The organism is Streptomyces sp. NPDC101225 (assembly GCF_044767585.1).
In the GTDB taxonomy this organism is placed as follows: Bacteria; Actinomycetota; Actinomycetes; order Streptomycetales; family Streptomycetaceae; genus Streptomyces.
In genome coordinates, this window is record NZ_JBIWOE010000002.1 from 378,693 (window position 1) to 391,190 (window position 12,498).

The window sequence follows — 12,498 nt, forward strand, 5'->3', positions numbered from 1 at the left end:
CCCGGCAAAGCTACGTAGGCTACGCGTCGATCTGCACGAGCTTCTTGCCGTCGAAGGTCATGACCTCGAAGTGGTCGATCTCGTTGGGCTGGAAGGCGGCGCCGCCCTGGGCGTAGAGGGGCAGCTTGGCCTCGGGCGCCTTGGCGTTCGGGATGCCGTAGCCCCACTTCGGGACGGACCAGGAGGACATCGTCTCGCGCTCGCCGTTCTTGCCGACGGCGATGAGCGAGCACTTCAGCGGGCCCTTGACGTTGCTGAGCTCGACGACGCCCCAGGTGCCCCAGTCCTTCTTCTCCATCGCCACGGTCGCCTTGACCTTGGTGGAGGTGTCGGTCGCCGTCACCTTGTCGGAGATGGTGCCGAACGCCGCCTTGGCGCCTGCCGCCAGCGGGGTGGCCTGGGTGCCGGAGTCGTTGCCGCCGCTCGCCGCCATGACCGTCAGCGGTCCGCCGATGATCAGCGCGGCCGCGGCCGCCACGAGGTAGAAGCTCTTGCGGCGCTTGCGCGCCCGGCGCTCGGATACCTCGTCGACGAGCTTCTCCGCGAGCCGTGGGCCGGGCCGCGCGGAGAGCGACTCGCCGATCGCGGGCGAGCCGGTACCCGGCAGGTCCGCGAGCGCGGCCAGCATGGGCTCCATCCCGGCCAGCTCGTCGAGCTGCTGGGCGCACCATTCGCAGGTGGCGAGGTGTGCCTCGAAGGCCGTGGCCTCGGCGTCGTCCAGGATGCCGAGAGCGTAGGCGCCGACCGTTTCGTGCTCGCTCGGGCCCGGAGATCCCATCATGGAGCCAGACATACCCGAACCACCTGTGCCGAATCCCTGGTTACCCCCGTAAACACTCATCACGCCGTCACCCCCCGCTCCTCCAGTGCCAGCTTCATCGACCGCAGGGCGTAGAACACCCGAGACCGCACCGTGCCACTGGGGATGCCCAGCGTCTCAGCCGCCTCATTGACGGTACGCCCCTTGAAATACGTCTCGACGAGCACCTCCCGGTGGGCCGGGGTCAGGTCGTCCAGCGCGTCCGACAGCGTCATCAACCACAGCGCCTTGTCGATCTCGTCCTCCGCGGGGATGACCTCCAGCGGCGACGGATCGACCTCCTGCGGCCGGGCCTGCCGGCTGCGGTGGCCGTCGATGACGATGCGGCGCGCGACCGTCACCAGCCAGGGGCGTACCGATCCGGTCGCTCGATTGAGCTGACCGGCGTTCTTCCAGGCACGGATTAGCGTCTCCTGAACCACGTCCTCGGCGCGTTGCCGGTCTCCGGCCACGAGCCGGAGGACGTACGCAAGGAGAGGTCCGGCGTGCTCTCGATACAGGGCACGCATCAGCTCCTCATCTGGTTCCGAGGGCTGGGACATGCGATGTCGGGCCCTCGATCCACGTTCATTGGCCACGACGGAATCCTTGCGCACGCCCACCTCCGATGTCCGGGGGTTCCCCCAGCCGGTCGCTCGCCCACACGTACGCAAGCGGACCGCGGCCTGTTCAAAGTGGGGTGACAGTTTTCTGCGGCGTGACGTGACGAGGGGGACATGCGACCACATTCCCCCCGCGCGATCTTTACATTTCCGTCACACTGGCAAGATCCGGGCCGGTGCCGATGTCACGCCTGAGGCAAACGGTGTGTAATCGAAATCACTTCGACCAGCGTCACACAGAAATGCCACAGAAGCGGCATACAGGGCATCACGCTCGCGCCAGAGCGGCCCTCCGGCGGTGCCGGGCCACTCTCTCGCGGTTCCCGCAGACCTCACTGGAGCACCAGCGCCTCCTGCGTCCCCGGGACGAATCCACGTAGACGATCGGGCAGTTGTCGCCCTCGCACTGCCGCAGACCGGCCCGCGCGACGGGGTCGGTGAGCAGTTCCACGACGTCCCGGGCGATCGCCCCGAGCAGCTGCGCGCACTCGGGCGGCGCGTCCAGCTCCCGTACGAGGGAGCCGTCCTGGGCGCGTACGGCCCGCGGGGCGGGCGGGGCGACCCGGGCGGCCTCGTTGACCCGGGCGAGTGCGATGTCGCAGGCGGGGCGGCGTTCGGCCCCGAGCCGGGCGCGGATCAACTCGCCCACGTGTCCGCGCAGTTCGCGGAAGCCCACCAGCCAGGACGTGTCCGCGTGGACCAGCGGTGTGCCGGGCGGGGCGAGGCCGGCCGCGGTGATCCAGGCCCGCAGCACCTCGAGGGAGTCGAACCGTTCCTCGGGATGGGTGGTCGCGAGCAGGTCCAGGCAGATCCGCCCGGCGTCGAACCGCAACTCGTACGCGACCGTGGCCGTACCCAGTGCCATGTGCCTGTCACCGCCTGGCTAGGGGACCCGAGAGGAGGGGAGAACCGATCCCTCTACAGTGCATGCCCGTTCGCGCGGCCGGAACCCCTCGTACGGGCGGCCGGTGGACGGCCGCTTATGCGGGTGCGCGTCTCGGCGATGTCCCGGGCCGGGCGCCGTCCGTTGACTGGGGACCATGACAACCCACAGCAGGAGCACGGGACTCGTACTGGGGGCGGCCACGGTCGCCATGGGCCTGATCGCCGGGGTCTACTACATCTTCGCGTGCTGCGTGATGCCGGCCCTGGCCCGCAGCGACGACCGGGTCTACGTCGAGGTGATGCGCGACATCAACGACGTGATCCAGAACCCGGTCTTCCTCCTCGGCTTCCTGGGCGCACCGCTGCTGACGGCGGTGTCGGCCTGGCAGCTGCGGGGCCTGCCCCACCGCCGGTGGGTGTGGGCGGGACTCGCGGCCTGCGCCCTGGGCCTGCTGACCACCCTCGCCGTCAGCATCCCCCTCAACGACGCCCTGGCCCGCACGGCCGACCCGGCCGCGGCCCGTGCGCACTTCGAGGACCCGTGGGTGGCGTGGAACGTGGTGCGGGCGGTGCTGTCCACGGCGGCGCTGGGGTGCCTGGCGCGGGCGCTGTTCCTCCACGGCCGGGTGACGCGCGGGGCCGCGCGGCACCGGCCGGACACGGTCGGCGTCTCCGGCATGTGAGGACGGGTCCGTTCAGGCCGCGGCGGGGGTCCGGGGGCCACGCGCCCGAGCGGCGCCGGCACCGGGCGCCTTCCTCAGGCGTCCGCGTACTTCGCGTCGGCCGCCGGATCCAGCGCCAGCCGGTAGCCCCGCTTCACCACCGTCTGGATCAGCTTCGGAGCCCCGAGCGCCGTCCGCAACCGGGCCATCGCGGTCTCCACCGCGTGCTCGTCGCGCCCGGCACCGGGAAGCGCCCGCAGCAGTTCCGACCGCGCCACCACCCAGCCCGGCCGCCGCGACAGCGCCCGCAGCAGCGACATCCCCGCCGGCGGCACCGGCTTGAGCGCGCCGTCGACGAGGACCGCGTGGCCGCGGATCTCCATCCGGTGCCCGGCGACGGGCAGCGCGCGGGCCCGCCCCGGCAGCTCCTGGCAGAGCAGCTGCACCAGGGGCCCGAGCCGGAACCGCTCGGGCTGGACCGTGTCGATGCCGTGGGCCTGCAGCGGCAGCGCGGTCACCGGACCCACGCAGGCCGGCAGCACGTCGTGGTGGAGGGCACCGAGCAGCTCGGCCGTCAGCCCGCGCTGCCCGGCCCGGTCCAGCAGGGACACGGCGGCGGGCGCGCTGGTGAAGGTCAGGGCGTCCAGACCGCGCGAGACGGCGGCGTCCAGCAGCCGGTCCACCGGCCCGAGGTCCTCCGGCGGCATCCACCGGTACACCGGCACGCCGACGACCTCCGCTCCCCCGGCCCGCAGCGACTCCACGAACCCGGGCAGCGGCTCGCCGTGCAGCTGCACGGCGACCCGGCGCCCCTCGACGCCCTCCTCCAGCAGCCGGTCCAGCACCTCGGCCATGGACTCGCTCGACGGCGACCAGTCCTCCGTCAGCCCGGCGGCCCGGATCGCGCCCTTGACCTTGGGGCCGCGCGCGAGCAGCTCGACCTCGCGCAGCCGTGCGAGCAGCGCCTCGCCGAGCCCCCAGCCCTCGGCGGCCTCGACCCACCCCCGGAAACCGATGGCGGTGGTGGCCACGACCACGTCCGGTGCCTGGTCGAGCAGGTCCTTGGTCGCCGCGAGCAGTTCGCTGTCGTCGGCGAGCGGAACGATGCGCAGGGCGGGCGCGTGCAGGACGGCGGCTCCCCGTCGCTGCAGCAGCGCGCCCAGCTCGTCGGCCCGGCGCGCGGCCGTCACACCGACCGTGAAGCCGGACAGCGGCCCGTGCCGGCCGGTGTCGGGTTGCTGCTGTTCCTCGTACATGGCTCTCGTCCCGAAGAGTCGTCGTACCTGCAGTACGGCGGTACTGCCTGCATGCCGATCGAGCCTGTCAACGGTCCGTGACAGGCTCGGTTCGGCTCGATGTCACCGGTGTTACGTCACACCTCGGCATAGCTGAGCTGCGGCTTCGCCTCTGCGGCGGCTGCGGCCGCGCTCTGCGTGGCCGTCCTTCGAAGGTATACGGTCCAGGTCACCACGAAGCAGAGGGCGTAGTACGCGAGGAAGGCGACGAAGGCGCCCGTGCCGGAGCCGTAGGACAGGAACGACTGGCGGAAGGCCAGGTTGATGCCGACGCCGCCGAGCGCGCCGGCCGCGCCGATGAGCCCCATCGAGGCTCCGGAGAGCCGGCGGCCGTACTTGACCGCTTCCTCGCCCCGCAGCCCCCTGGCGAGGGCCTTGTTCTGGAAGATGCCGGGGATCATCTTGAACGTGGAGCCGTTGCCGATGCCGGTCAGCGAGAACAGGACCACGAAGGCGCCCACGAACAGGGGCAGCGACTTCTGCATGCTGGCGACGACCAGGACGGCGGTGGCGGCGCCCATGGCGACGTAGTTGTAGAGGGTGATCCGCACGCCGCCGTACTTGTCGGCGAGCCAGCCGCCCACGGGCCGGATCAGCGAGCCGAGCAGCGGGCCGATGAACGTGAGGTAGGTGGCCTGCAGCGGGGTACGGCCGAACTGGTTGGTCAGCACCTGCCCGAAGGCGAAGCTGTAGCCGATGAAGGAGCCGAACGTCCCGACGTAGAGGACGGACATGATCCAGGTGTGGCCGTCCTTCGCGGCGTCCCTGGCGGCGCCGGTGTCGTTCTTGACGTTCTCGATGTTGTCCATGAAGAGCGCGGCGAGCACGGCGGCGACGACGATCAGCGGGATGTAGATCCCGAGCAGCACCCGCGGACCGCCGCTCGCACCGATCACGGCGAGGGCCACCAGCTGGATCGTCGCCACACCCACGTTGCCGCCGCCGGCGTTGAGCCCGAGGGCCCAGCCCTTCTTCTTCAGCGGGAAGAAGGCGTTGATGTTGGTCATGGAGGAGGCGAAGTTGCCGCCGCCGATGCCGGCCAGCAGGCCGATCCACAGGAAGGTGGCGAAGGAGGTGCCCGGTTCCATGACGACGAACGCGGCCACGCTCGGCACGAGCAGCAGGCCGGCCGAGATGACCGTCCAGTTCCGCCCGCCGAAGACGGCGACGGCGAAGGTGTAGGGAACGCGCACGACGGAGCCGACCAGGGCCACCATGGAGGTCAGCAGGAACTTGTCCGCCGGGGTCAGCCCGTACTCCGGGCCCATGAAGAGCACCAGCACGGACCACAGGGTCCAGATCGAGAATCCGATGTGCTCGGAGAGAACGGAGAAGAGGAGATTGCGTCGCGCGATCTTCTCTCCGGTCTCCTTCCAGAAGGTCTCGTCCTCGGGATCCCACTGCTGAATCCAGCGGCCAGCGGCTTTCATGGCGCCTCCACGTGCTCCGGGGTGATGTCCCGAAGTTAGGGAGACAGAGTTTCCGCGCTGTGGCACCGGGTGACCGGAAGGGAACGTTGCTCTCACCCCGCGGGGAAGCGGGATGAGAGGTACCGCGCCCGTACGTTACGGACAGCTCTCAGCGCGGGGGCGAGCACCCGTCGGGGTTCTGCCGGGGACGGGGCTGCTGCGGGGCGTACGGGCCGGGGGCCGGGGCGTACGGGCCGTAGGCGGCCTGCGGCCGACCGTAGGGCGGGGCCGGCTGCTGGGGATGTCCGTACGGCTGCTGCTGGGGCGGCGGGCCGTACGGCCCGTACGCGAAGGGGTTGCCCTGGCCCGGCAGCGCCGTCCCCGGCAGCCCGCCCGGTGCCTGCGTTCCCGGCGGCAGATACCGCTGCCGGCCGGTCTCGTCCGTGACCGGCACGAAGCCGGCGGCCTGGAGCCGGCGGGCGAACGTGGCGTTGCGCTTGCGGGTCACGAGCAGGCCGACGCCGAAGACCCCCATGAGGAGGATCCAGACGATGCCCGCCACCACCAGGTCGACGGCCTCGCCACCCGCCCGCACCGCGCCGATCGCGCAGGCGGCGGTGACGCCCAGCGCCCCGTACCCCATCCGCTTCTCGGCGCTCTTGCCGGTGAGGTCGAACTGGATTCGGGCCTTGAGGAGTTCGAGCGCGTCGGGAACGAGCGGCGGCAGGGACACCCCGTCCCCGGCGTTCGGATACTGCGCCCAGTTCTGCGCCGCCCGAGCCCGCGCCCGCGGGCTCGGGTCGGGCACGATCAGCATCCTCAGCTGGTTGTTGCGGGAGCCGGAGTGCCGGGCGTCCATGTACTCGTAGCCGAACTGCTGGGCGACGAAGGCGAGCCGCGACAGCTTCTTCACGGACGCCATCGGGCTGGTGAGTTCGACGGGCTCGCCGCCCGCCATCAACCGCAGCATCTTCTGGACCTGGCGCTTGCTCATCGCTCCTGCTCCCCCGTGGACACGCCGTTCACTTCAGCAACCGGAGCAGTCTCCCACGGGGTGGCGCGGGCGCGGCAGCGCGGGGCCGTGCGCTCGACCCGGCCGTGACCGCTCAGGCCTTGTGCCGGCTCACCCCCCGCTTCGCGCCGTTCGGCCACAGCCGGGGACTCCGCTTCGCCGCGAGGTCCTCGATCCAGCCGAAGGAGACGATCGCCAGGCCGATGAGCGGCCAGACGAGGACGAACATCCAGAGCGTGTAGGTGGAGTCGAGGGTCGCGGAGGCCCGCTCGCCCTGCATGAAGGGGAGGCTGTAGGCCCGGTCGATGATCGGGACGGTGGCCATGATCAGCAGGTTGTGCCAGAGGTAGATGGTGACGGCCCGGTTGTTGGCCAGGGTCACCAGCTTGTCCCACCTGGCGAGGCGGCCCGGGAGCTGCTGCCAGGACGGCGAGTACTGGAGCAGGATCACGACGAAGCCGAAGGACCAGGCCGCCTGGGCCAGCGGGATGTCGTTGAGGTCCCAGCCGTCGGGGCCCAGATGGCCCGAGGCCCACCACAGGCCGAAGGCCATCACCAGCGACGCGCAGGAGACGGCCACATAGCGCGGGACGCGCTGGAGCACGCCCTCGTGGTGGGCGAAGCCCAGCACCCAGCAGCCGCCGTAGACGGTGAAGTCGGTGACCGCGTTGCCGGTCTCGCCCGGGATGGACACCAGGCCCGTGCCGACGACCGCCGTCAGGGCCAGCGGGGCCAGCAGCGTCGCCCAGGGCACCCGGCGGAACGCCCACAGCAGCAGGGGCGAGGCGACCACGAACCACAGGTACGCCCGCAGGTACCACAGCGGGCCGCACGCCTGCACCGCCCAGGTGTTCTCCAGCAGACCCGACTCGGACCCGAGGTGGCCGGGGTAGGGCGGGGCGCCGATCGGCACGATGTAGGTGAAGAGGTCGACGATGCCCCAGGTACCGCCGGTGTCCGGGTCCTTCACCGGGTTGTAGCCGCCGGCGAACATCATCGCCAGCACCACCGCGCTGAACGCCCACAGCGGCGGCAGCAGCCTGCGCAGCCTGCCCCGGATCACGCTCATCGCCGGGCGGCTGAGCGAGCGCGCCATCAGCGAGCCCGCGAGGGCGAACATCACGCCCATGGAGGGGAACAGCACCGACAGCCAGGCCCAGCCGAACAGGTGGTAGACGACCACGCGGACCAGCGCGATCGAGCGCAGCAGGTCGAGGTAGCGGTCGCGGCCCGCCTTCTTCGGCGCCGGCGCGGCCGCGGGCTGCGGCGCGGGCGCCTGGGGCCGCGGGACCGGCCGCTGCTGCGGGACACCGTACGACGGCGTCGACTCCGGGGTCCCGGTCGTGTATCCGTGGGTCATGCCACGGGCCTCCGATCACTGCTGCGCGTCCGCTGGGAGGGCACCGGGCCGCCGGGAGCCTCCACGACCCCCGTGCGCCGCAGCTTCTGCCAGCGCAGACGGCCTCCGGTGAGCGCCGTGATCCAGGACTGGAGCAGCACGACGTACATGAGCTGGCGGTAGAGGATCTGCTGCAACGGCAGCGAGATGAGATGGGTCATGCGTTCGCGGTCGAGGCGGAAGGCGTACGCCGCGCAGACCGCCTGCACGGCCAGCACCCCGAGCCACGCCACGATCGTCTTCTGCGTGGGGCCGAACACGATGCCGTACAGCAGGAAGATGTCGATGAGGGGCGCGAGCAGCGGTGCCACGACCATGAACATCGCGACCAGGGGCAGTCCGACGCGTCCGAAGCGGCCCGAGGGGCCCTTCTCCACGATCGCGCGGCGGTGCTTCCAGATCGCCTGCATGGTGCCGTACGACCAGCGGTAGCGCTGTGACCACAGCTGCTGGACCGTCTCCGGCGCCTCCGTCCAGGCCCGCGCGTTCTCGGCGTAGACGACGCGCCAGCCGTCGCGGTGCATGGCCATGGTGATGTCGGTGTCCTCGGCGAGCGTGTCGTCGCTCATGCCGCCGACCCGCTCCAGCGCCGAGCGCCGGAAGGCGCCGACCGCGCCGGGGATCGTCGGCATGCAGCGCAGGACGTCGTACATCCGGCGGTCGAGGTTGAAGCCCATCACGTACTCGATGTGCTGCCAGGCGCCGATCATCGAGTCGCGGTTGCCGACCTTGGCGTTGCCGGCCACCGCGCCGACCTTCGGGTCGCCGAAGGGCTGCACCAGCTCCCGTACGGTGGCCGGTTCGAAGACGGTGTCGCCGTCCATCATCACGATGATGTCGTGACTGGCGTTGGCCAGGCCGCGGTTGAGGGCGGCCGGCTTGCCCGCGTTGAGCTGGCGCACGACCCGCACGTTCGGCAGGCCCATCGCCTCCACGATGCGCGCCGTGCCGTCGCCGGAGCCGTCGTCGACGACGATCACCTCGATGGGGTGCTCACTCGCCATCAGTGAACGCACCGTGTTCTCGATGCACTTGGCCTCGTTGTACGCCGGCACCAGCACCGTCACCGGTTCGGTGACCGGCGGCCCCCAGCGGAAGCCCTTGCGGCGCACCCGGCGGGCGTGCGCCCCGGACAGCAGGAGCATCAGCACGAAGCGGCCGATGACCGTGGCGCCGACGATCGCGAGGGCGACGACCATCACGCCGGTGATGTCGTCCGAGGCCCGGACCAGGAAGATCCACGCCTTGCCCTTCCACAGGTCGAGACCGGTGACCGGGGTCAGCGCGCTGGGGGCGTCGAGCGCCTCGGTGAGGTTGTCGAACGTGTAGCCCTTCTCCTGCATCTCGGGCAGGAACTTGTCGAGGGCCTCGACGGTCTGGTGGCGGTCGCCGCCGGAGTCGTGCATCAGCACGATGGCGCCCTTGCCGCCGTGCGGGGTGGCGTTTTCGATGATCTGGTCGACGCCCGGCTTCTGCCAGTCCTCACTGTCGGTGTTGTTGACGACGGTGAGGTAGCCCTTGCTGCCGATGTACTGCGTCACCGGCCAGGACTTGTTGTCCATGGCGTCGGCGAAGGACGAGTAGGGCGGCCGGAAGAGCGAGCTGCGGATGCCGGCCGCGCCCGCGAGCGCGAGCTGGTTCTGCGAGAGCTCCCAGTCGATGCGGCTCTTGGACTGGTAGGAGAGGTCGGGGTGGTCGAAGGTGTGCAGGCCGACCTCGTGGCCCTCCTCCACCATGCGCTTGACCAGCTCGGGGTGTTGCGAGGTCATCGTGCCGGTGACGAAGAAGACCGCGTGGGCGTGGTGCTTCTTCAGCACGTCCAGGACCTTGGGGGTCCAGGTCGGGTCGGGGCCGTCGTCGAAGGTGAGCACCATGTGGTGGGCCGGCACCTTCAGGCTGGTGGTGCGGCCGCTGCGGGTGTCGATGACCGGGCCGCCGTCCAGGATCTTCTCCGGGACCTTGCCGGTGGCGGCCTCCGGCCGGATGCGGTGGTCGGCGAGGATCTCGCTGTGCACGTAGCCGCGCAGCATCAGCATCGCCACCAGGGCGACGAGGAGCAGCATGGGGAGGAGCAGGCGCATGGGCAGGCGGCGACGCGGAGAGCCGCCACGGGCGTTGGTCACGGGCCCGTGACGGCGGGTGCGGGATGCCATCAGAGGGTGGTCTCCGGGGATGGTGCGGACGAGGCGAGAGGCGTGGCCGAAGCGAGAGACGTGGCCGAGGCCTCGACGACCGGCGAGGGGCTGACGGCGCCGTTGGCGACCGGGGCGTTGCCGCCCGAACCGTCGACCGGGGTCTCGGTGGGCGCGACGGTGCTCTCGGTCGGGGTCGGGGCCGGCGCGGTCGTCTTCGTCGGGGCGGCCGACGTCGACGGCTTCGGGTCGGCCAGCCCGGACGTCGGCTTGGTGGTGGAAGTGCTCGGCTTCGCGTCGGGAGCGGTGGACGCGCCCGGCTTGGCGGTGCCGGCGGACGCCACGGGAGCCACACCGCTCGCGCCCGGCGTCGGCGTCGTACCGGCGCCGGCGGTCGGCGCCGAACCGGCCGACGGACCGCCGGTGCCGGAGGGCACCGCCGACTCCGTGGGCAGCGAGGTGGGCTGGACCTGGCCGGCCGGCTTGTCGTCCTTCTGGCCGGGCACCGGCAGCCAGGGCGCGTCGGAGCTGCCGGAGAGCAGCGTGGCGACGATGACCACGGCGTAGACCGCGCAGGCGATGCCGACGGCCATGCCCAGGCGCCGGAAGCGGCGGCTGCGGCGGCCCGACTCGTCGACGAAGACCGGCCCGTCGGAGCTGTCGGAACCGCCGCCCGGTTCACCGGCGGCCGTGCGCAGGCGCGAGTCCTGCAGGCTCACGGCGTCGAGCTGGACGGTCACCTCGTGGGGATCGTGCGCGTGGGCACTCTCGCCCACCGGCTCCCAGGGATCACGCAGTCCGGCGGCCCGGTCGTGCTCGGCCGCGCCGTACCCGGCCACGGCTCTGGAGCCGCCGGACAGCACCTCGGTGCTGTCGGTCGGCCGCTGGGTCCTGCCGGGATCGGCGCCGTCCCTCGGGCCCGGGCCGGCGAAGTCCCCACGAGAGACTCCGCTCGTCCCGCTGTCCGGAAACGACTGGGCGGCGGCCTTGCCGTCGGCTTCCCCCGAGGTCGGAACGGCCTGGGCCCCTGATGCAGGCTCGGGCCAGTCCAGTTGGGCGTCTTTCCGCCACTTTTTCACGTGCACGCACATCCCCCCACGGGACAGTTCCGGGTGCGCATGCGACCCGAGCACATGTCTACCGAACTCAGCCCCCACTGAGTTCGAGCGCCCCCTCTACCACAACGAGCTCGGAGGAAGAATGTAGCGCACCGGCAGGTCCCGTGTCGGCCACGTGTCAATAACTGGGATGTCTCATGACAACATCGGTGGCCGAAAACCACCCATCAGGGGGCACCTGAAGCCAGTCCTCCGCGGCCGACAATTCGCGCGCCGCTCGTCGAAGCACCTCGAATCCTGGGTGCACCAGGCCCTTCCGCCACACAAGCGACACGGGGGACAAGGGCACCGGATGCACCAGAGGGCGCGTGACCGTGCCGGGCATGGCCGGAAAGTCCACCACGGCGAGAATCGGGTTCCCCGACTTGGCCATGATCCGCTGGAACTCCTCGTCCCCGACGGCCAGCGGAAGGGGTGGCGCGACGTCGATGCCACGGCCGTCGAAGAGGCGGCGCGCCAGGTCGGTCCACTCCGCCGTCCGCGGGTTCCCGGCCCCCGCGTACACCGTCTCCCCCGCGAGCGCGGCGACCGGGACCGTCTCCCGTGAGGCCAGCCGGTGGTCCCCGGGCAGCACGACCGCCATCGGCTCGTACCGCACGAGCTGGTGCTCCAGCCCGGCCCGCAGCGCCGGGTCGAGGCCCGCGAAGCGTCCGAAGGACGCGTCCAGCCGCCCCGCGAGCAGCTCGCCCGCGGCGCCCGTCAGCCCGCTCTCGTAGCGGGCCATCAACTCCTGTTCGGGAGCGAGTTCACGGGCCCGGTGCAGCACACGGCGCGCGGTCGCCTGGCCCCGGTAGTTGAGGTCGACCAGCAGCGGCCGCGCCTGCCCGAAGGCGGCGAGCAGCGCGTCCTGCGCGTCCAGCACCCGCCGCGCGTACGGCAGCAGCCGCTCGCCGTCGGCGGTCAGCGCCACCTGCCGGGTGGAGCGCACGAACAGATCGGTGCCGAGCTCCCGCTCCAGCCGCCGCACGTCCCGGCTCAGCGCCTGCTGGGCGACGTAGAGCCGGGCGGCGGCACGGGTGAAGTGCAGTTCCTCGGCGACGGTGAGGAAGGCGCGCAGGAGACGGGGGTCGAGGTGACCGGACGCGGGCATCCGGCGAACTTACAACAGGAGTGCGTCAATCGGTGCGCGGAAGGTGTTGGACCCCTTGATCGGGGGCGCGCGAC

General features: G+C 71.4%; 11 protein-coding genes. 1 reads left to right on the top strand and 10 read right to left on the bottom strand.

The features are described from left to right. Window positions 1-19: 19 nt before the first annotated feature. The 3 genes from ACIRPX_RS04495 to ACIRPX_RS04505 form a co-directional block, all read right to left on the bottom strand. Window positions 20-841, bottom strand: a complete 822-nt coding sequence (locus ACIRPX_RS04495) for an anti-sigma factor family protein (RefSeq protein ID WP_404188089.1) — start codon at window positions 839-841, stop codon at window positions 20-22. After that, window positions 841-1,362, bottom strand: coding sequence for a sigma-70 family RNA polymerase sigma factor (locus ACIRPX_RS04500; RefSeq protein WP_010039908.1), 522 nt, complete (start codon window positions 1,360-1,362; stop codon window positions 841-843). The genes ACIRPX_RS04495 and ACIRPX_RS04500 overlap by 1 nt, the downstream gene beginning before the upstream one ends. A 328-nt stretch (window positions 1,363-1,690) precedes the next feature. Further along, on the bottom strand, window positions 1,691-2,287 hold the full coding sequence (locus ACIRPX_RS04505; RefSeq protein WP_404188091.1) for a CGNR zinc finger domain-containing protein: 597 nt from the start codon (window positions 2,285-2,287) through the stop codon (window positions 1,691-1,693). A gap of 175 nt (window positions 2,288-2,462) precedes the next feature. On the opposite strand from ACIRPX_RS04505, the gene ACIRPX_RS04510 reads away from it, so the two are divergent. Next, window positions 2,463-2,990, top strand: a complete 528-nt coding sequence (locus tag ACIRPX_RS04510; RefSeq protein ID WP_404188094.1) for a DUF1772 domain-containing protein — start codon at window positions 2,463-2,465, stop codon at window positions 2,988-2,990. Between the two features lie 74 nt (window positions 2,991-3,064). Here ACIRPX_RS04510 and ACIRPX_RS04515 read toward each other — a convergent pair whose 3' ends face one another. From ACIRPX_RS04515 to ACIRPX_RS04545, 7 genes are all read right to left on the bottom strand, one after another. Continuing rightward, window positions 3,065-4,225 carry a uroporphyrinogen-III synthase gene (locus ACIRPX_RS04515; RefSeq protein WP_404188096.1) on the bottom strand — a complete coding sequence of 387 codons (1,161 nt, stop codon included), beginning with the start codon at window positions 4,223-4,225 and terminating at the stop codon, window positions 3,065-3,067. A 116-nt stretch (window positions 4,226-4,341) separates the two neighbouring features. After that, entirely contained in the window at window positions 4,342-5,694 is a 1,353-nt protein-coding gene (locus ACIRPX_RS04520; RefSeq protein WP_404188099.1) for a nitrate/nitrite transporter, read from the bottom strand. Between the two features lie 148 nt (window positions 5,695-5,842). Beyond that, entirely contained in the window at window positions 5,843-6,667 is an 825-nt protein-coding gene (locus tag ACIRPX_RS04525; RefSeq protein WP_404188102.1) for a hypothetical protein, read from the bottom strand. 112 nt (window positions 6,668-6,779) lie between these two features. Further along, window positions 6,780-8,045, bottom strand: coding sequence for an acyltransferase (locus ACIRPX_RS04530; protein ID WP_404188105.1), 1,266 nt, complete (start codon window positions 8,043-8,045; stop codon window positions 6,780-6,782). Beyond that, complete coding sequence (locus ACIRPX_RS04535) at window positions 8,042-10,237, bottom strand: glycosyltransferase (RefSeq protein ID WP_404188108.1); 2,196 nt, start codon at window positions 10,235-10,237, stop codon at window positions 8,042-8,044. The genes ACIRPX_RS04530 and ACIRPX_RS04535 overlap by 4 nt, the downstream gene beginning before the upstream one ends. Beyond that, window positions 10,237-11,295: a hypothetical protein gene (locus tag ACIRPX_RS04540; protein ID WP_404188111.1), complete on the bottom strand. Its 1,059-nt coding sequence runs from the start codon at window positions 11,293-11,295 to the stop codon at window positions 10,237-10,239. The genes ACIRPX_RS04535 and ACIRPX_RS04540 overlap by 1 nt, the downstream gene beginning before the upstream one ends. A gap of 157 nt (window positions 11,296-11,452) precedes the next feature. Beyond that, window positions 11,453-12,424 (bottom strand): LysR family transcriptional regulator, encoded by a 972-nt coding sequence (locus tag ACIRPX_RS04545; RefSeq protein WP_404188114.1) that lies wholly within the window; start codon window positions 12,422-12,424, stop codon window positions 11,453-11,455. Between the last annotated feature and the right edge of the window lie 74 nt (window positions 12,425-12,498).

Coding starts and splice junctions, on each gene's coding strand:
- ACIRPX_RS04520 (WP_404188099.1), bottom strand. CDS start 5,694: ATGAAAGCCGCTGGCCGCTGGATTCAGCAGTGGGATCCCGAGGACGAG.
- ACIRPX_RS04500 (WP_010039908.1), bottom strand. CDS start 1,362: ATGTCCCAGCCCTCGGAACCAGATGAGGAGCTGATGCGTGCCCTGTAT.
- ACIRPX_RS04510 (WP_404188094.1), top strand. CDS start 2,463: ATGACAACCCACAGCAGGAGCACGGGACTCGTACTGGGGGCGGCCACG.
- ACIRPX_RS04515 (WP_404188096.1), bottom strand. CDS start 4,225: ATGTACGAGGAACAGCAGCAACCCGACACCGGCCGGCACGGGCCGCTG.
- ACIRPX_RS04545 (WP_404188114.1), bottom strand. CDS start 12,424: ATGCCCGCGTCCGGTCACCTCGACCCCCGTCTCCTGCGCGCCTTCCTC.
- ACIRPX_RS04525 (WP_404188102.1), bottom strand. CDS start 6,667: ATGAGCAAGCGCCAGGTCCAGAAGATGCTGCGGTTGATGGCGGGCGGC.
- ACIRPX_RS04535 (WP_404188108.1), bottom strand. CDS start 10,237: ATGGCATCCCGCACCCGCCGTCACGGGCCCGTGACCAACGCCCGTGGC.
- ACIRPX_RS04505 (WP_404188091.1), bottom strand. CDS start 2,287: ATGGCACTGGGTACGGCCACGGTCGCGTACGAGTTGCGGTTCGACGCC.
- ACIRPX_RS04495 (WP_404188089.1), bottom strand. CDS start 841: ATGAGTGTTTACGGGGGTAACCAGGGATTCGGCACAGGTGGTTCGGGT.
- ACIRPX_RS04530 (WP_404188105.1), bottom strand. CDS start 8,045: ATGACCCACGGATACACGACCGGGACCCCGGAGTCGACGCCGTCGTAC.